This is a genomic window from Amycolatopsis sp. cmx-11-32 (assembly GCF_047608695.1).
Classification (GTDB): domain Bacteria; phylum Actinomycetota; class Actinomycetes; order Mycobacteriales; family Pseudonocardiaceae; genus Amycolatopsis.
Map to the genome: position 1 here is coordinate 646384 of NZ_JADNQN010000005.1, position 18575 is coordinate 664958.

18 protein-coding genes are annotated in these 18575 nt (G+C 69.7%); 2 read left to right on the top strand and 16 right to left on the bottom strand.

All coding sequences use genetic code 11. The annotated features are described in order from the left end of the window. Positions 1-45 precede the first annotated feature (45 nt). The 3 genes from ACM6LR_RS19280 to ACM6LR_RS19290 are packed head-to-tail and all read right to left on the bottom strand — an operon-like array spanning position 46 to position 3676. Positions 46-1371: an MATE family efflux transporter gene (locus tag ACM6LR_RS19280; protein ID WP_414944222.1), complete on the bottom strand. Its 1326-nt coding sequence runs from the start codon at positions 1369-1371 to the stop codon at positions 46-48. Between the two features lie 42 nt (positions 1372-1413). Further along, positions 1414-2610, bottom strand: coding sequence for a preprotein translocase subunit SecY (locus ACM6LR_RS19285; RefSeq protein ID WP_414944223.1), 1197 nt, complete (start codon positions 2608-2610; stop codon positions 1414-1416). Positions 2611-2662: 52 nt separating this feature from the next. Then, complete coding sequence (locus tag ACM6LR_RS19290) at positions 2663-3676, bottom strand: DHH family phosphoesterase (RefSeq protein ID WP_414937201.1); 1014 nt, start codon at positions 3674-3676, stop codon at positions 2663-2665. A gap of 25 nt (positions 3677-3701) precedes the next feature. On the opposite strand from ACM6LR_RS19290, the gene ACM6LR_RS19295 reads away from it, so the two are divergent. Further along, the gene (locus ACM6LR_RS19295; RefSeq protein WP_414937200.1) at positions 3702-4745 is read left to right on the top strand and encodes a TRM11 family SAM-dependent methyltransferase; all 1044 of its coding nucleotides are present in this window, start codon (positions 3702-3704) and stop codon (positions 4743-4745) included. Between the two features lie 104 nt (positions 4746-4849). On the opposite strand, the gene ACM6LR_RS19300 is transcribed toward ACM6LR_RS19295, so the two are convergent. From ACM6LR_RS19300 to rimP, 7 genes are all read right to left on the bottom strand, one after another. Next, positions 4850-5707 (bottom strand): alpha/beta hydrolase, encoded by an 858-nt coding sequence (locus ACM6LR_RS19300; RefSeq protein ID WP_414944224.1) that lies wholly within the window; start codon positions 5705-5707, stop codon positions 4850-4852. After that, positions 5688-6164: a 30S ribosome-binding factor RbfA gene (gene rbfA / locus ACM6LR_RS19305; RefSeq protein WP_414937198.1), complete on the bottom strand. Its 477-nt coding sequence runs from the start codon at positions 6162-6164 to the stop codon at positions 5688-5690. The genes ACM6LR_RS19300 and rbfA overlap by 20 nt, the downstream gene beginning before the upstream one ends. A 30-nt stretch (positions 6165-6194) precedes the next feature. Then, positions 6195-6488, bottom strand: a complete 294-nt coding sequence (locus ACM6LR_RS19310) for a DUF503 domain-containing protein (protein ID WP_414937197.1) — start codon at positions 6486-6488, stop codon at positions 6195-6197. 71 nt (positions 6489-6559) lie between these two features. Continuing rightward, positions 6560-9625, bottom strand: a complete 3066-nt coding sequence (infB, locus tag ACM6LR_RS19315; protein ID WP_414944226.1) for a translation initiation factor IF-2 — start codon at positions 9623-9625, stop codon at positions 6560-6562. 145 nt (positions 9626-9770) lie between these two features. After that, positions 9771-10100: a YlxR family protein gene (locus ACM6LR_RS19320; RefSeq protein WP_414944227.1), complete on the bottom strand. Its 330-nt coding sequence runs from the start codon at positions 10098-10100 to the stop codon at positions 9771-9773. Further along, positions 10097-11137 (bottom strand): transcription termination factor NusA, encoded by a 1041-nt coding sequence (nusA, locus tag ACM6LR_RS19325; RefSeq protein WP_414937195.1) that lies wholly within the window; start codon positions 11135-11137, stop codon positions 10097-10099. The genes ACM6LR_RS19320 and nusA overlap by 4 nt, the downstream gene beginning before the upstream one ends. Beyond that, positions 11134-11673, bottom strand: a complete 540-nt coding sequence (gene rimP, locus ACM6LR_RS19330) for a ribosome maturation factor RimP (RefSeq protein ID WP_414937194.1) — start codon at positions 11671-11673, stop codon at positions 11134-11136. The genes nusA and rimP overlap by 4 nt, the downstream gene beginning before the upstream one ends. Positions 11674-11809: 136 nt before the next feature. On the opposite strand from rimP, the gene ACM6LR_RS19335 reads away from it, so the two are divergent. Further along, a complete protein-coding gene (locus ACM6LR_RS19335) occupies positions 11810-12748 on the top strand; it encodes a ferritin-like domain-containing protein (protein WP_414937193.1) in 939 nt (312 codons plus the stop codon). 359 nt (positions 12749-13107) lie between these two features. Here the strand turns inward: ACM6LR_RS19335 and ACM6LR_RS19340 are convergent, their stop codons facing one another. The 6 genes from ACM6LR_RS19340 to ACM6LR_RS19365 all read right to left on the bottom strand — a co-directional run bounded on the left by ACM6LR_RS19340 (position 13108) and on the right by ACM6LR_RS19365 (position 18556). Next, complete coding sequence (locus ACM6LR_RS19340) at positions 13108-13728, bottom strand: hypothetical protein (RefSeq protein WP_414937192.1); 621 nt, start codon at positions 13726-13728, stop codon at positions 13108-13110. Positions 13729-13816: 88 nt separating this feature from the next. Beyond that, positions 13817-14830, bottom strand: a complete 1014-nt coding sequence (locus ACM6LR_RS19345) for an aminotransferase class V-fold PLP-dependent enzyme (RefSeq protein ID WP_414944228.1) — start codon at positions 14828-14830, stop codon at positions 13817-13819. A gap of 88 nt (positions 14831-14918) precedes the next feature. Further along, complete coding sequence (locus tag ACM6LR_RS19350; protein WP_414944229.1) at positions 14919-15206, bottom strand: hypothetical protein; 288 nt, start codon at positions 15204-15206, stop codon at positions 14919-14921. A gap of 145 nt (positions 15207-15351) precedes the next feature. Continuing rightward, positions 15352-16113: an isocitrate lyase/PEP mutase family protein gene (locus ACM6LR_RS19355; RefSeq protein ID WP_414944230.1), complete on the bottom strand. Its 762-nt coding sequence runs from the start codon at positions 16111-16113 to the stop codon at positions 15352-15354. Positions 16114-16511: 398 nt separating this feature from the next. Beyond that, entirely contained in the window at positions 16512-18017 is a 1506-nt protein-coding gene (locus ACM6LR_RS19360) for a PH domain-containing protein (RefSeq protein ID WP_414944231.1), read from the bottom strand. After that, complete coding sequence (locus tag ACM6LR_RS19365) at positions 18014-18556, bottom strand: PH domain-containing protein (RefSeq protein WP_414944232.1); 543 nt, start codon at positions 18554-18556, stop codon at positions 18014-18016. The genes ACM6LR_RS19360 and ACM6LR_RS19365 overlap by 4 nt, the downstream gene beginning before the upstream one ends. Between the last annotated feature and the right edge of the window lie 19 nt (positions 18557-18575).

Below are 18575 nucleotides of genomic sequence, written 5' to 3' on the forward strand. Positions count from 1 at the left end.
TTGCGCGTGCAACTACCGCAACTAGAGGACTAAACGCGGCGGGGGTCAGACCACGCGGACGGCGCCCACCACGGCCCACCGCCCCGACCGCCACCGCACCAGCAAGGTAGCCAGCCGCAGCACCATGAACAGCGAGAGCCCGGTCCAGATCCCGGCCAGCCCCCAGCCGAACGCGAGCGACAACCAGACCAGCGGCAGGAACCCCAGGGCCGCGCTCAGGAGCGTCGCGTTGCGCAGGAACGCGGCGTCGCCCGCGCCGAGCAGGACGCCGTCCAGCGCGAACACCACCCCGGCGATCGGTTGCAACGCGACGAAGAACCACCACGCGTGCGGGATCTCGCCGAGCACGCCTCCGTCCGAAGTGAACACTTGCGGCAGCACCCTGGCCAGCGACGCGAACACGACCCCGAGGAAGCAGCCGAACACCAGGCCGTAGCCGGTGATCTGGCGCGACACCTCCCGCGCCCGTTTGCTCGCGCCGGCGCCGAGAGCGGCCCCCACGAGCGACTGCGCGGCGATCGCGAGCGAGTCCAGCACGAGGGCGAGGAACGTCCACAACTGCAGTACGACCTGGTGCGCGCCGACCGCCTCGGTGGATGTCCGCGCGGCGACCGCGGCGGCGGAGACGAAGCACGCCTGGAAGGCGAGACTGCGCAGGACCAGGTCCCGGCCGAGGCCGAGCTGGGCGCGCATCACCTTCGGCTCCGGGCGCAGCGGGACCCGCTCCCGCATCAGGGCCACGATGAACAGCGACGCCGAGATCACCTGCGCGACGACGTTCGCGATCGCCGAACCTTCCAGCCCCCAGTCCGCGCCGTACACCAGCACCGGGCACAGCACGGCGGAGATCCCGTTGCCCGCCAAGACATAGCGCAACGGTTTCGCGGAATCCTGCACGCCGCGCATCCAGCCGTTGCCCGCCATCGTGATCAGGATGAACGGCGTCCCGAACAGCGCGATCCGCAGCCAGGAGACGGCGGCTTCGGTGATCGCGGCGTCCCCGGAGAGGACCCGGGCGATGGGCGCGGCCAGCAGTTGCCCGGCGACGATCACGACCAGCCCGACGATCACCGCCAGCCAGGTCGCCTGGACGCCTTCGCGGACCGCCTCACCACGACGTCCGGCGCCGTGCAGCCGCGCCGTCCGCGCCGTGGTGCCGTAGGAAAGGAACGTCAGCTGGCTCGAAACCTGCGACAACACGACACCGCCGACGGCGAGCCCGGCCAGCGGCAACGCGCCGAGATGCCCGACGACGGCCGTGTCCACCAGGACGTACAGCGGCTCGGCCGCGAGCACGCCGAGCGCGGGCAGGGCGAGCCCGAACACACGTTTCGGCGGGATGCGCTCGTCGGTTTCAGAAGCTTCAGGCACCACGGCAGACTAAAGGTCCGGTACGACAGTCCCAGCCGCCGCTCAGCGGAGGAACGGTTCATAGCGTCGCTCCTGGCGCAGTGCCTCGATCAGCCTCGTCGTGTCGAGCGTGACACTGACGAGGAAGACGAGGACCACCTGCAGGGTCACCCCGGCGACGGGAACTCTCGGGCTCGCGTCCAGCAAAGCCAGGCCGAGGGCCGGGATCAGCGCGACCACTCCGGAACAGACCGCCCCGAAGGCGAGGATCCGGTGGTTCACGTAGCCGAGGTATTCGGCGGTCGGGTTTCCCGGCCGGATCCCGGGGACGAAGCCACCCACCCGCACCAGTTCGCGAACCACCTTGACCAAGTCCTGCGTCGCGGCGGCTCTGATGAAAGCGAAGAGGCAGACGAGGACGAAGTAGACCGCGATCCGCCCGGGGTCCCCCTCGTCGCGCAGCCACCCCGACCAGCTCACGTCGGGCCAGAACACCGGCACGGACAGCAGCACCGCGGCGAGGACGGCCGGGCTGTTGGCTTGGGGGAACCGAAGAGGAATGTAGGTCGGGGTCCCGCCATAGGCGCGCACGCCGATCATCCGCTTGGCGTACTGCACCGGGACGCGACGCTGTCCCTGCGCGACGACGATCGTGATCACCGTGATCGACAGCGTCACCACGGCCATGACCGCGATGGCGGTCCAGCCCACCCTTTCGTACAGGCGCAGGAACGCCGACGGCAGCACCGCCAGAACCTGTGCGAGCAACAGGATCCGGACACCGTCACCGAATCCCCGGTCGGTGATCACCTCGGTCAGCCGCAGGACCAGCGCACTGCCCGCCGTCAGGCACGCCACGGCGACGGCTCCGTGTCCGTCGAGGACATCCTGACCACGGAGCCCGAGCACACCGATGGCGCCCACGAGACCGAGTACGACGGTGAGCCGTCGCCGGTACCGCGTCAGCACGCGGGCGCCGGCTTCACCTTCGGCCCGGAGCGCGGCCAGCCGCGGGATCACGACGATCAGGGCTCGCAGGAGTGGCGGGGCGGCCAGGCAGGGTAGGACGCCGAACGCGAACACCGGCAGGGTGGACAGGCCGCCACCGGTGAGGAGGTCGAGGATCCAGCGCAGCGGGTGGTCGTCTTCCGGCGCGCGGACGGTCACGTAGGGAGCGGGCAGGCACTGGCCCAGCCGGAACAGCACGATCACGCCCAGCGTGACCAGGATCCGGCGGTGGAGGGAGGCGTGGGTGTTCATCGTGAGGATCACGGTAGGGACGACGGATGAAATTCCGATGACACCGCCCGGATTACAGCAGCGGTGCCCGCGACAGCGCCGCCCTCAGCTCGCCGAGTACCTCGTCCGCCGTGCCCTCCGCGGTGCATCCGGCCGCCTGGCGATGTCCGCCGCCGCCCAGTTCCCCGGCCGCGGCCGAGACGTCGACACCGCCCGCCGAGCGAAGCGAGACCGTCCACCGCTGCCGCGGCCCGATCGGTTCGGCTTCCTTGAGCACCACGGCGACCCCGGCCTCCCGAGTGGACCGGACGACGTCGATGACCGCTTCGACCTCTTCCCCGCGCACGGTCCGCGCGGCGTCGAGCGTCACGACCGCGTACGCGAGGCCGAAGCCACGCGCCTCGTCCGGTTCGAGCCGGGCTCCCGCGAGAACGTCCGAGAGCATCGGCAGCCACGCGAACGGGTGATCGTCGACGATCTCGCGGACCACCTTGTCCGGGTCGACACCGGCTTCGAGCAGCTTCGCGGCCATCAGGTGGGTGGACGGCCGGGCCCGGCGGAACCCGCTCGTGTCGGTGACCAGTCCCGCGTACAGGCATCGTGCGATCGGCTCGTCGATCTCGGAGCCGAGTTCCCGCAGCAACGCGAAAACGAGCACCGCGGTCGCCTCGGCGGTGTCGTCGACGACGTGCTTGGTGCCGTAGAAGACGTTGGACGCGTGGTGGTCGATCACCAGGACGTCGCCACCGGCCTCGCGCACGGCGTCCACGCGCGGCGCGAGTTTCCCGAGCCTGCCCGGAGTGGGTGTGTCGAGCGCGACCAGCAGCCGTTCACTCTCCGGAAGCTCGCTCGCGGGGACGTAGAGCCCGCCGACGTCCAGGCCTCGCAGGGTTTCGGGCATCTCCTCGGGCTCGCCGACCGAGACGCGGACCTTGACGCCTCCCCTCAGCTGAAGGGCCCTTCCCAGCGCCAGCGCGCTGCCCAGCGCGTCGGCGTCCGGGCGCACGTGGCCGAGCAGTGTCACGTCGTTCGCGCGTGCCAGCAGGGCGGCGGCGTCCTTGAGGTCCTGCGCCAAAGTGGTCGTCACAATCAGTCAAGCTACGCTCTGCGGGATGTCCGAGTACGCGATCCTGGTCTACCCGTCCGCCAACCGGGTGTACACCGATTCCACCCCGGCCCTGCTGCGCGCGGAGCTGGCGGTGTTCGGCCTGTCCGCTTTGGAGACCGAGATCTCCCAGATCGGGGAGACGACACTCGGCGGCGTCGGCTACCTCACCTTCACCACGCCCGCACCGCTGAGCGAACGCGATCTCGCGCTGCTGTCGAACCTTTCCGCGCTGTACGCGCTGTTCGAACTCGGCGACGGTGTCCTGAAACCGGTCACGATCAGTCCGCTGGCGAACTTCGACTCGGATCTGCTGACCATCCAGAAGTACCCGGGCAAGACGAACGAACTGTTCACCAAACTCCTCGTCAACGTCACCCTGCTGGCGACGGCGGACCCGGCCGCGATGCTGGAGAAGCCGCTGCACCTGCTGGATCCGCTGTGCGGCCGCGGCACCACGCTGAACCAGGCGATGATGTACGGCTTCGACGCGACCGGCCTCGACGTCGACGGTAAGGATTTCGACTCCTACGAACTGTTCGTCAAGACCTGGCTGAAGCAGAAAAGGATCAAGCACACCGCCGAATCCGGCCAGGTGCGGCGTAACAAGGTCCGGCTCGGCAGGCGGCTCGACATCGGGTTCGGGATCACCAAGGAGCGGTACAAGGCGGGCGAGGTCCGCAGGCTGAGCTATCTCAACTGCGACACGCTCACCACGGACGAACTGCTGCGGCCGAACTCGGTCGACCTCATCGTCACCGACGCCCCGTACGGCGTGCAGCACGGCAGCCACCGCACCCAGGACGCGTCGCTCGCGCGCAGCCCGCGAGACCTGCTCGCGGCCGCGGTCCCGGTGTGGACGCGGGTGCTGCGGCCCGGTGGCGCGCTCGGCATCTCCTGGAACACCAACGTCGCGCCGCGCGAAGAACTCGCCGCGATCCTGGACAAGGCGGGACTGGAGATCCGGGAGGACGGCCCGTTTTCGGAGTTCTCACACCGGGTCGACCAGGCGATCGTGCGGGACCTGATCGTCGCGGCCAAACCCGCCTGAGCTCCTCCTGTCACCGCAAGTAGTCCTCTAGTTGCGGTAGTTCGCATCGCCAACCATCGCAACTAGAGGACTACTTGCGATGGATTCCGCCGGGATGGCCTCGGTCAGGCGATGCGTTCCCCCACGAACTTCAGGACCTCGGGCATGATGCCGCGCCAGTAGTCGTCGTTGTGCTCGCCAGGGGACATCTTCGCGACGGCGGGGTCGAGGGCCTTGATGAGTTTGCGGTCGGCGCGGGCGAAGGGATCCGAGCTCCCGCACCACACCCCGGTCGACGACGCCGAGAGGTCGCCTGTGTGCAGCAGCGGCTCGTGCGATTCCCATTGCTCCCGGTCGGCGAAAACCTTGCGGGACTTGGCATCGGGCCAGCTTACGAACAGCGCGGCGCTCGCGACGGCGACGGCTTTGAGGTCCTTGTGCTCGCGGGCGTAGCGCAATGCGCCGAAACCACCCATCGAGATCCCGAACATCGCCGACGGCGGCCGCAACTGGCGCTGGGCGAGCCAGCCGGGGAGTTCTCCGGACAGCATCCGCTGGGGATCGTCACCCTTGCCGACGTCCACCCAGTAGTTGTCACCGTCGACGGCGGCCACCGCGAACCCGGGCAGCCCGGCCGCGACCATCTGGTTCAGCGCGTCCTGTACGCCGAGGTTCAGGAACGTCCTGGCGTCCGCGCCGCGGCCGTGCAGGGCGACGCAGACCGGCATCCCGACTCGCGACACGCGATCGGGCGCGATGATGACGAGGTTGACTTCCCGATTCCGGGCCGAGGACCGCATCTTCTGCACCGTGACCGCTTCGGTCAGCGGCGTCGGGCTGTTCGGCGGGGACACCGGCGGCGGTCCCACCAGCGGTGGCTTCTCCGTGCCGCACCCCGCGAGGAGCGTCAGCGCGGTGGCCCCCAGCAACAGGCCACGCCGACTCACGGCGTGGCCCACTCCCTCAGCCTCGGGTCTCCTCATCGGCGAACTCATCGTCTTCGGCCTCTTCCCGCGGCGGCTTGTACGGGTCGGGTTCACCGGCGTGCTGTGCGCCGGTCGCCCGTCGGGCGACCTCCGCGTCGGCTTCCCTGGCCTTCGCGAGGAGGTCCTCGATGCGCTTGGCGTCCTCGGGAATGCTGTCGGCCACGAACGCCAATGTCGGCGTGTAGCGGACTCCCGTGCCCTGCCCGACCTTCGTGCGCAGAACGCCACGAGCGGATTCCAGCGCCGCCGCGGCACCGGTGTGATCGGGCGTGGACTCCAGGGTCTCGCCGAGCACCGTGTAATAGACCGTGGCGTCGTGTAGATCCGCCGTGATCTTCGTGTCGGTGATCGTCACGTGGTTGAGCCGCGGATCCTTGATGTCGTGCTCGATCGCGTGCGCGACGATCTGTGAGATCCGCTTGGCGAGCTTGCGAGCCCGAGCGGGGTCGGCCATGGGGATTCGTCTCCTCGAAAAGTCTTTCCGTCAGTCGTCCGGGCCGAGCAGCCGTCGGTGGGCGGAGAGCAGTTCCAACTCCGGCCTTCCGGCCACGAAGCGCTCACACGAGTCGAGCACGTCTCGGACGTGCTCGCCAGTCGCCGCGACCACGGCCACACCGATCAGCGCCCGCCGGTGCAGGTCTTGCTGACCCGCCTCGGCGACGGAGACGTCGAAACGCCTGCGTACCTCGGCCAGCACCGGCTTGATCACGGATCGCTTCTGCTTGAGCGAGTGGACGTCGCCCAGCAGGATGTCGAGCTCAAGAGCTCCTACGAACATGGGGGTTCTGGGTTGGGTAGAAGTGAAGCGGCGCTCCCCCGCCCAGATGCGGGGGAGCGCCGCCGTGTCACTTACGCACGCGGCTTTTCGCGCTGCTCGTACGTCTCGATGACGTCGCCGAGCTTCAAATCGCTGTAGTTACCCAAGGTGAGACCACACTCGAAGCCCTCGCGGACCTCGGTGACGTCGTCCTTCTCGCGCTTCAGCGAGTTGATCGGCAGGTTCTCGATGATGACGTTGCCGTCACGGAGGAGACGACCCTTGGCGTTACGCCGGATCTCGCCCGAGATGACCATGCAACCGGCGATCGTACCGACCTTCGACGACTTGAAGATCCCGCGGATCTCGGCCTTGCCCAGCTCGACCTCTTCGAAGATCGGCTTGAGCATGCCCTTGAGCGCGGCTTCGATCTCGTCGATCGCCTGGTAGATGACCGTGTAGTACCGGACGTCGACGCCCTCGCGGGTGGCCCGCTCGGTCGCCTTGCCCTGTGCCCGCACGTTGAAGCCCAGGACGATCGCGTTGGACGCGGTCGCCAGGTCGATGTCGGACTCCGTGACGCCACCGACACCGCGGTGGACCACGTTGAGCTCGACCTCTTCTTCGCCGACATCCAGCTGCATCAGCGAGGCTTCGAGGGCCTCGACCGTACCGGAGTTGTCACCCTTGATGATCAGGTTGAGGGTGCTCGTCTCCTTCAAGGCCTCATCGAGGTCTTCCAGGCTGACCCGCTTACGACGCGACGCGTTGAGCGCGTTGCGGGTACGGGCCGAACGCCGCTCGGCGATCTGCCGGGCGACCCTGTCCTCGTCGACGACGAGGAACGTGTCACCGGCGCCGGGCACCGAGGTGAACCCGATGACCTGGACCGGACGCGACGGGGTCGCTTCGATGACGTTGACGTTGTGCTCGTCGACCATCTTCCGCACGCGGCCGTACGCGTCACCGGCGACGACGGAGTCACCGACGCGCAGCGTTCCGCGCTGGACCAGCACCGTGGCGACCGGACCGCGACCGCGGTCCAGATGCGCCTCGATCGCGACACCCTGGGCCTCCATGTTCGGGTTGGCCCGCAGGTCGAGTGCGGCATCCGCGGTCAACAGGATCGCCTCGAGGAGACCATCGATGTTGATGTTCTCCCGCGCCGAGATCTCGACGAACATCGTGTCGCCGCCGTACTCCTCGGCCACGAGGTTGTACTCGGTGAGCTGCTGCCGGATCTTGTCCGGGTTCGCGCCCTCCTTGTCGATCTTGTTGATCGCGACCACGATCGGGGCCTTGGCGGCCTGCGCGTGGTTGATCGCCTCGACCGTCTGCGGCATGACGCCGTCGTCGGCCGCGACCACGATGACCGCGATGTCCGTGGCGTTCGCACCACGAGCACGCATGGCGGTGAACGCCTCGTGACCCGGGGTGTCGATGAACGTCACGAGGCGCGGGTTGCCCTCGAGCTCGGTCTCGATCTGGTAGGCGCCGATGTGCTGGGTGATGCCACCGGCTTCGCCCTCGCGCACCTTCGTCTTGCGGATCGTGTCGAGCAGGCGGGTCTTACCGTGGTCGACGTGACCCATGATGGTCACGACCGGCGGACGGACCTGCAGGTCCTCTTCCTCACCCGCGTCTTCGCCGTAGGTGATGTCGAAGGTCTCCAGCAGCTCGCGGTCTTCTTCCTCCGGGCTGACGACCTGGACGACGTAGTTCATCTCGCCGCCGAGCAGCTCGAGGATGTCGTCCGACACGGACTGCGTCGCCGTGACCATCTCACCGAGGTGGAAGAGCACCTGCACCAGCGAAGCCGGGTTGGCGTCGATCTTCTCGGCGAAGTCGGTCAGCGAAGCGCCACGCGGCAGGCGGATCGTTTCGCCGCTGCCCTTGGGCAGGCGAACGCCACCGACGCTGGGCGCCTGCATGTTGTCCATGTACTCCATGCGCTTCTGGCGCTTGGACTTCCGGCCCTTGCGAGCGGGACCACCGGGACGCCCGAAGGCACCCGCGGTACCGCCGCGACCACCGGGACCGCCACGACCGCCGCCGCCACGGAAACCGCCGCCACCGGCCGGGGCACCGCCGCCGCCACCGGGGCCACCGCCACCGGGACGGAAACCGCCGCCGCCGCCACCGCCGGGACGGAAACCGCCACCGCCGCCACCGCCACCGGGACCGCCGCGGAAACCTCCGCCGCCGCCACCGGGACCGCCACGAGCGCCGCCACCGGGGCCACCACGGGCTCCGCCGCCGGGGCCACCGGGACCACCACGAGCGCCACCGGGACCGCCGGCCGGACGGGCCGGGCGGCCCGGCATCATGCCGGGGTTCGGGCGCGGGGGCATGTTGCCAGGGTTCGGCCGGTTACCACCGGGAGCGCCGCCACCGGGACGCGGAGCCGGACGGTCGCCGCCCTGCCCGCCACCGGGACGCGGCGGACGGTTGTCGCCGCCCTGCTGGCCGCCACCGGGGCGCGGACCGGACGGACGCTGGGCCGGGGAACCGGAACCCACGCCGAACGGGTTGTTGCCGACGCGCGGGGTACGCGGGCCGGGCTTCGGGCCACCGGGCTTGGGACCCTGCGGCTTCGGCGGCACGACGGAACCCTGCGACGGCGTCGAGGACGCCGGCGGGGTGGCCGGCGTAGTCGGCGCGGCCGACGTGGCCGGTGCAGCTGGGGATTCAGTCTTCGCTTCGGCTTCCGGAGCGGCCTTCGCCGCCGGAGCCTGGACCTGCTCCTCCTTCGGCGCCGGCGGCCGGGGGCCGGGGCGCGGACCCGGACGGGCACCCGGGGTGGAGGGACGGGACGGCTGCTGGGCCGGAGCCGGCGCTGCCGGAGCCGCCGGAGCGGACGCGGCCGGGGCTTCGGTCTTCGCCACGGGCGCGGGCTGAGCCTGCTGCGCGGCCGGAGCCGGGGCAGCGGGCTTGGCGGGCGGTGCGGGCGAAGGGCGCGGGCCGGGGTTCGGAATCGGCTTCTTGCTCTTGCCGTCCTTGGACGGGTACGCGTCACGGAGACGACGGGCGACCGGCGCCTCGACGGTGGACGACGCGGACTTCACGAACTCGCCCTGTTCCTTCAACTTGGCGAGAACTTCCTTGCTGGTGATGCCGAGCTCTTTCGCGAGCTCATGTACTCGGGCCTTGCCTGGCACAGCTCTCCTCATCTGGGGAGGCCGGCGGCAGACCCGCAGACCTCGTCCTATTGTCGCGCGTTCATTGATTCAGCTTCACGGCTGACTCATGACGGGTCGACCTGCTTCCTGATTCCAACCGGCACCGGGGATGTCCCGGCGCCTTTTAGCCTTCAGCGAGTCGCTCCAGGCGTTCGTGGACACCCTGGGCGTCGAGCGACCCCGGAACACGAAGTGCTCGGGGAAACGCCCTGCGCCGCTCGGCCTTGGCCAGACAGTCCGGCACGGGGTGCAACCAGGCACCCCGGCCCGGCAACCGCCGACGTTCGTCGACGATCAGCCGTCCATCCGCCGCGACCACTCGCAGCAACTCACCGATCAAGGCCCGCCGACGGCAACCCACACAGGTGCGGACCGGAGTTTCCCGGTCATGCTGGAGGTCGGTTCCCGGCCGCGGGCTCTGAACCACTCGTAAGTCTAGCGCTTCGACCTTCACTCAGCCGAACCGGTTGCCGCGGCGGGCCGCGCCTGCCCGGCGTGTGCTTCTTCACCCTGCTCAGGGGCGGCGTCGCTACGGATGTCGATCCGCCAACCGGTGAGGCGCGCGGCGAGGCGGGCGTTCTGGCCCTCCTTGCCGATCGCGAGCGAAAGCTGGAAGTCCGGGACGACGACGCGAGCGGTCTTGGCCCGCTCGTCGACGACCCGAACCGAGACGACCTTCGCGGGCGACAGCGCATTCCCGACGAACTTCGCCGGGTCTTCGGAGAAGTCGATGATGTCGATCTTCTCACCCGCCAGTTCGCTCATCACGTTGCGCACGCGGGCGCCGACCGGGCCGATGCACGCGCCCTTGGCGTTGACGCCGGGCACCGTCGAGCGGACCGCGATCTTGGTCCGGTGTCCCGGTTCACGCGCGATGGCGGCGATCTCGACCGTGCCGTCGGCGATTTCGGGGACTTCGAGGGCGAACAACTTGCGCACCAGGTTCGGGTGCGAACGCGACAGCGTGATCTGCGGGCCGCGGTTGCCGCGCGAGACGGTGACGACGAAGGCTTTGATCCGGCTGCCGTGTTCGTAGGACTCGCCTGCCACCTGCTCGACCGAGGGCAGCACGCCTTCGATGTCACCGACCTGGATGATGACCATGCCGCGGGCGTTCGCGCGCGCGTCGCGCTGCACCACGCCGGCGACGATCTCGCCCTCCTTGGCGGAGAACTCGCCGAAGGTCTTCTCGTGCTCGGCGTCGCGAAGGCGCTGCAGGATGACCTGCCGCGCGGTGGTGGCGGCGATCCGCCCGAAGCCCTCGGGGGTGTCGTCCCATTCCTCGTCGGTCTGGCCGTCGGGGGTGAGGGTGTGGGCGAGGACGCGCACCAGCCCGCTCTTGTGATCGATGTCGATCCGGGCGTGCGACTGGTGGCCCTCGGTGTGCTTGTACGCGGTGAGCAGCGCGGTCTCGATCGCTTCGATCACCGTCTCGAAGGGGATGTCCTTGTCCCGTTCGATCGCGCGCAGCGCGGCGATGTCGACGTTCACTTCGGCTCCTCCTTCGGTTCGGTGGTGGCGGCGTTCAGGGCCGACGCATCGGTTTCCAACAGTTTCAGGTCCTCGGCAGGTGGTTGCTTGAACTCGATCTCGATGACCGCCTTGGTCACCGAGGCGTAATCGACGTCCCGGATCTCGCCGTCGACGAGCACGCGCGCGGTCTTCTCGCCGGCGTGTCCCACGCGGCCGACGAAGGCGGCGCCCTCGGCCGGGGTGACCTTGACGAGCCGGAACTTCGCGCGCCGCCAGTGCCTCTGCACGGTCAGCGGCCGGTCGAGGCCCGGTGAGGTGACTTCGAGCGTGTACGCGCTGGCGATCACGTGCTCGTTCTCGTCGAGCACGGCGGAGACGGCGCGGCTGACGCTCGCCACCTCGTCCAGCCCGACGCCGTCGTCCCCGTCGACGACGACCTTGACCAGCTGACGGCGGCCTGCTTGCTGGACCTCGAAGGAATCGAGGTCGAAACCCGCGGCCTTGACGGCTTCGGCCACGATGGGCTCCAGCCTGCTGGCGAGGTCGTTGGGCACGGTGAAGCGCTCCTGTCCGGCTGTGGGCGACCCGGCGGCGTGGATCCCGGGTTCGGTAGTGGACCAGCTTATCTGGTGACCCCCGCGTGACGCGCGAGCGGCGGCCCCGCACGGGGTACTGGCAGGATGGGGCGGCGTGACCGGAAGACCGACCGAGCCCACCCTGCCGAGCCGTCGTACTTTCCTGCGAATGGGAGCGCTGGCCGCGTTGGCCGTGCCACTGGCCGCCGCCTGCGGCCCCGGGTACGACGAGAACCCCGACCCGCTGGGCCCGCTGCTGCGCGCGGCGGAGACCGACGCAACGGGCGCGAAGGCGTTGACAGGCGCCGAAGCCGAGTCGGTCGCCTCCGCGCGGGCCGCGCACGCGGCGGCGCTCAAGACCGAGGTGGACCGGCTCAACCGGCCCAAGCCGACGCAGGCCGGACCGGCGGAGAACCCGCCGTCGTCCGTCGACGGTCTCAAGGAACGGCTCGCACAGGCCCGTAAGCAGGCCGAGGGCCTCGTGCCGTCGCTGCCCCGCTACCGCGCCGGGATGGTCGCCTCGATCGCGGCGGGCTGCGCGGCCCTGCAGCAGAGTTCGGACAAACTCGGCCGCGGCGACGACGCGGGTGCCGTCGAGGTGCCCGCCGGTGCCACGCTGGGCCAGGAGACCGCGGAGGCCGTGCAGCAGGCGCTCGCGGCCGAGCACGCGGCGGTCTGGGTGTACGGCCTGGTCAGCGCCTACCTGCCGGCCGCCTTCAGCGGCGCCGTGGGGCGAGGCACGGCCGAGCACGTCAAACGGCGATACGTCTGCGAACGGATGCTTTCCGCCGCGGGCCAGACGCCCACGGGACCGGAAGCCGCGTACGTGCCACCGAAGCCGGTGACCGACGCGAACACGGCGATGGAACTGGTCGCGACGGCGGAATCGGACGCGACGGCCGCCTGGCTCGGCTTGATCGACCGGACAGACGACGGGGCCTTGCGGACGACGGCGTTGAACGCGCTGATCGGCTCGGCGCGGCGAGGGACGGCCTGGCGGGCGGAGTTCGGCGCGAAGCCGGTGGCGATCGCGATGCCGGGTCAGGCGACCTGACGTTCAGGTAGCGAAGTGCGGTGGAGGCGGTTGCGCCCGCAGGTCCGTGAAGGACTCCTTAAGGGACCCAGCGTCCCTTGAGGTTCCCCTCACCCGCACGGAGCGCCACCTCTTGTCCCAGCGACACCACCAGCCACACCGATGGCGCGTGCAGGCCCCTTCAGGCGGGCGAGGCGCTGGCAGTCCGCGAAGGCCTCCTTCACGACGTCACCGTGCAGGCATGGGAAGCATCTACAACTTGGGCACGCGAAAGTCGCTTTCCCACAGGCCAGGCGGGGAAGTCCCCTTCGCTCCTCGGCCCAGAACGAAGAGGCTCATTGCGCTACACGCAACAAAGGGGCCTTCACGTACTTGAAAACTCAGCGGCGCAGGTCACCCGAAAGTCGCAAGGCGTCGGTCGCGATCCGCTCCAGCACCGGCTTGTCGGTCTGCTTGTCGTAGAAACCGGCCAGCACGATGGCCACCTCGGGCCCGGTGACGTGGGAGTCGTAGGCCGCGTCCTGCCCCGAAATCTTCGGGACGCCCTGCCCCTTGAAGGTGCCGTCGCGCACCAGGTCGGACACGTTTCCCGTGCCGTCCTTGTCGGTGAGCGTCTTGAGCTGGGTCGCGGTGACCTCGCCCGGCATGGTGACCAGGACGACCGACACCAGCGCCTTCTTCCCGCCGGTCTCGGTCGTGTACAGCGCCCGCGACAGCCGTGTGCACGGCGTCTCGGTGAAGAACGCCTTGGTGTCGCCGTAGGACTTGCTCGCGCAGTCGGAGGTGACCTGCGGGCCCTCGATCAGCGTGTACTGGAACTGGCCGGTCTTCGACGGCGTGTTCGCGACAGGGGCCGTCTCCGGCTCGTGCCGGATCAGCCACCAGAGCAGGGCCGAGACGACCGCGATGGCGACCAGCCCGGCACCTTTCAGCGCCAGGCCCTTGGTGTCCCTCGGCGGCTTCGGCGCGGGCGGTGGCCCGCCCGGCCCTGCCGGTCGCACCGGCTGAAGCCGGGCCGTTTCCGTCGCTCCCGGGTTAAATTGCGCACCAACCACGGGAACATACGGTAGTTCACGCCGGTCCGGCGGTTCACCTGAACGTGCTTATCGCCCGTTCTACGTCGTCAGCCGTGTTGTAGAGATGGAACCCGAATCGTTGCCTTCCGGCCCGGGTAGCGGCCACGATGCCCGCTTCCTTCACCCTGTCGGCGTCCGCGTCGAGGGAGACGATCGCGCTCCCCTGACCGGGTGAACCGAGTGCTCCGAGGAGTGAGTCGGCGAGACCCACGCAGTGCGCGCGGACGGCGTCGAGGTCCAAGGACCCGAGGTAGTCCAGCGAGACGGCGGCACCGACGAACGAGAACCACGCCGGGGACAGGTCGAGCGACCGGGTGCCCTCCGCGAGCCTCAGCGGGAGGCCGTAGACGGTCTGCCCGCGGTCCTCCCCGGCGTACCAGTTCGCGGCCACCGGCACCGCTCGCTCCCGCACCCGCGGATGCGCGGCCAGCCAGGCCGCCCCGCGCGGCGCGAGCAGCCACTTGTAACCGGCGGCGACCACCCAGTCGGCCCAGCCGAGGTCGAGTGGCTGCCAGCCGGCGGCCTGGGTGGCGGCGAGCAGGACCGCCGTGCCCGCCGCCTCGGCCGCGGCGCGGAGCCCGCCGAGGTCGGTCTGGGCGCCGTCCGCCGACTGGACCACGCTGACCGCGACGAGGTCGTGCCCTTCGACACGCTCGGACAGTTCGGCCAACGGAACTTCGGTGACCTTCACCCCGCGGTGCGCTTGTGCCGCGAACGGGAAGGTGACGCTGGTGAAGTCGTTCACGGCGACCAGCACGCTGGCGCCGTCGGGCAGCCCGGCCGCCACGTTCGCGATCAGCTGCGAGACGGACGCCCCGACCGCGACCCGCTCCGCCGGGACCCCGATCAGCGCGCCGAACCCCGCCCGGGTCCGCGCGACGGGCTCGTCGAAATCCGTCGGGCGGGCCTCGCCGCGCCGCCACCGTTCGACCGCCTCCGCCACCGCGTCGGCCACGTGCGATGGCGGGATACCGATGCTCGGGGTGTTCAGATATCCGGGCGGGACGGCGAATTGGCCGCTTCCCATAACAGGCGTTCTCAGCTCTGCCCGCAACTTCGCTCCCGCTCACTCGTACCGGGATCGCAACGCACCACCTGGCAACTCAGCCCGGACTCTACCGTTCGCGGATCACCGGAAAATAGTCTCCGGCAAGCTTGATCTGCCCGCTGGCATCGATGGAGCCGTCTCGATGACCCGTCACGTGGCGGAGGTAGGTGTAGGCGTAGGCGGTGAACCGGACTCGGCCGTTGCCGAGGTTCGTAATCCCCTGCGGCTCGTCCAGCTCGTCGAATCCTTCGGCGTAGTGCGTTCCCACATCCGCCGTGTACGTCGTGGGGTCGTCACGGGCTTGCTCCGCCGCGAGCCTGGCTCGCGCTTGCCCTGGAGATACGCGCTCGTTCATTGCCCCTCCTGGATTCGGCTACCCGCCAACGTATCGAGCGAGCGCAGCTCCGGACGCCGACAATCGGGTCTATTTCGCCGCGGTCTGGTTCTCCGACTGCGACACCGATGGGCTCAGACATCCGGGCGGGACGGCGTTCCCGAGGTCAACGAGCTTCCGGGAGCAAGGCCGCGACGTCGTCGTAGGACGGCGGGGTCAGGGGGAGTTCGCCGCCGTCGCGAACGGCCTCCACCGTACGGAGCGTGGCCGCCAGTGCCATCCGGTAAGGCAGCGAACCGAGGCTGACCCGCGCGACACCGAGTCCGGCCAGCGCCGCGACGGTGACCTTGCCGGGGAGGAACAGGAGGTTCACCGGCGTCGAGGTGGCCTTCACCAGCCGTTCGACGTCGGCTGGCTCGGCGAGCCCCGGAACGAACACGCCATCGGCTCCGGCGTCCACATAGGACAACGAGCGCTTGATCGCGGCCTCGATATCGGGCTCCCCCAGCCAATGCGTGTCGGTGCGCGCGTTGACGAAGAGACCGGGAGCGCGTTTCTTCGCCGCCGCGATCTTGGCCGCGTGCAGCTCCGGGTCGCCCAGAGCGTCTTCGAGGTTGATGCCCGCGACACCGGCTTCGGCGAGTTCCGCGGCGAGCGCCCCCACCTCGCCCGGGTCGTCGCTGAACCCGTCGGCGAGGTCGACGCTGATCAGCGCGTCCAGCCCGGCGAGCCGCCCGGCCAGCCGGACGGTGGCGTCCTTCGAGGACGGGACACCGTCCGGCTCGCCCTCGGCGGCCGAGACGCCGAGGCTCGTCGTGCCGAGCGCGGGGAACCCTCGCGCGGACAGGAAGGCGGCTGTGCCGAAATCCCAGACGTTCGGCAGGAGCAGCGGGGAACCGGGGACGTGCAGTGCGGCGAATGCGGTCATGGCACGACGGTAACCAGCGGACGCTTCGGTGACGGCCGATGTGTCCGGTCCCGCCGAGGAGTCCGTGAAGGTCTCCTCCCCTACTCTCACGGTAGGGGTCTCGGCAAAGTCGAGGTCTTGCAGGTCAGGCGGATCTTCGTCGCTGCATGAGCTGACGTTGAGTGTCCCCATTCAGGGACAGGCCTTCCCCGAGAGCACCCCGGCACACGCCCGCAGGCACTAGCGCTGACCAGCCGCTCCGCGACTTTGCCGTGACCCTGACTCTCAAGGTAGTGAAGGAGGCCGTCACGGACAGGTGCTGTGACAGGTGAGGCCGCTGTGGCACTCCTCAAGTCCGTGAAGGCCCCCTTGAGGGACTCTGGGTCCTTCAAGGGGGCCTTCACGGACCACTCACGCTGTCAGGCTCGTTCCAGGAACGGCGTCAGCAGCTCCGGCACGGACTCCTCGGCGAACAGCAGGCCCTGTTCCTCCCCCGCGTCGTACACCGAGTACGCCCCGCCACCGGCGGCCGTGGTCGCGACGACGGTCAGCAAACCCTTGCGCCGCTGGAACACCGACTGCTTCACCGTCCAGCCGATCACGCCGTCGCGCTCCAGGGCGAACGTGCTCCGCCGCACGGTTCCGTGGCGCCCCACCAGGTACCGTCCGGTGATCCCGTGCCCGAGGTTGCGATAGGCGTCCAGCGCCAGCAGCACCGAAACCGGCAGCAGCACGACGCCGAGCGCGGCACCGATCACCAGCAGGACGTCGGTCAGCAGGAAGCCGAGGAGCGCGAAGATCGCCAGCAGCAGCACCACCGAGCCGACCCACCAGCGCAGCAGCCGTGCCCGCGCGGCGCGTGGATGTCCGGTGAGCCGGACAGCTTCGGTCGGCGAGACCGGTTCGCGCAGCACTTCCGCGGCGATCCGGTTGGCCGTCGCGATCGGCGCGGCGGGCAGGAGGGTGTGGTAGTCGGTCTTGTCGTTGTCGTCGCTCTGCCGCATACCGGTGGCGATCGCGTCGACACGCGCCGCGCCGGAGATCCGGTTCCCCAGCGGCTCGACGAGGTCGATGCCGCGCAGGCGGCGTTCCTCGATCGAGATCGAGCGGGTGGTGAACAGTCCGCGACGCACCCGCAGCGTGCCGCCGGTTTCGCGGTCGAGCCGGTAGTTCCACCACATCTCGACCCACAGGCCCAGCGCGCCGACCAGGCCGACGACCATCGCGATCGCCAGCAGGATCAGGATCGCCACCACCAGCGGGATGCCGCGGAACAGGCCGATCACCCAGTCGACCAAACCTTTCTGCAACCCCGCCCACTCGGAGATCTGCATGAGCCCGCCGCCCGCCGCGAGGCCGAGTGTCGGGGTCAGGAACGACATCGGCGCGTAGCGGATCCAGCTCCGGTCCAGTTCGGCGAGCGGCGCGTCCTCGTCGGTCTCCGCGGTTTCCGCGCGGCGGAGGAGATCCGCGCGCAACCGCTCGGCCTCGGCGCGCGAGACGGGATTGAGTTTGATCCTGCCCTGCCCGCCCGACTCGTGCGAGCCGGTGCCGATGGTCACCACCGCGACGCCGAACAGCCGGTGCAGCGGGTTCGCCGTCAGGTCGACGTTGCGGATCCGTTCGCGCTGCAAGGATTTCCGTGACCGGAAGACCAGCGTGAACGCCGTCTCCAGCCGGTCCGGCGTGACCCGGTACCGCACCGCCTTCCAGTTGAACAGGTCCACCAGCACGCCGCAGCCGACGAGCACCACCCCACCGGCCACGACCCAGGCGAGCGCGACCCAGAACCTCGCGCCGCCACCGACGATCGCGACCGTGACAGGGATCGCGGCGCCGACGGCCGCGCCCGCGAGCGTCAGCGCCGTGACGGCGAGCGTCCGCTTGTCGAGCGTGCTCCAGCCCTCGAACTCGCCCGAGGTCATGTCGCGTCCCCCGGCGTCGCCTGCGTCGTCTCGGTCAGCTGCTCAGCCAGGCTCGCGGCCAGTTCGTGGTCGAGCCCGCGGATCTTGACCGCGCCCCGCGCCGACGCCGTGGTGACCGTGACGGTCGCGAGCTTGAACACCTGCTGCAGTGGCCCGCGCAGGGTGTCCACGGTCTGGATCCGCGACATCGGCGCGACGCGCCACTCCTGCCAGAAGAACCCGGAACGCGTGTACACCGCGGTTTCCGTGACCTCCCAGCGGTGCACCTTGAACCACCACAGCGGCATCGCGATCACCCAGGCCAGGCCCAGTACCGCGAACACCGCCGCCGGCGTCAGGAGCCAGAACCGTGCGGGCGCGATGAGCAGTCCGAGCAGCGCCAGCACCAGCACCAGCGGGACCCAGAAGAGCGACCCCTGCAGCCGCCACCAGCCGACGACCCGCTGATCCAACGCGTTCCGTGGCGGCCTCAGCCGCACCTTCCCCCGATCGGCTTCCACCGATTTCACCCCCGACGGTCGTTTACAATGCGATCGCATCGTAATAGCGTGGGACAGT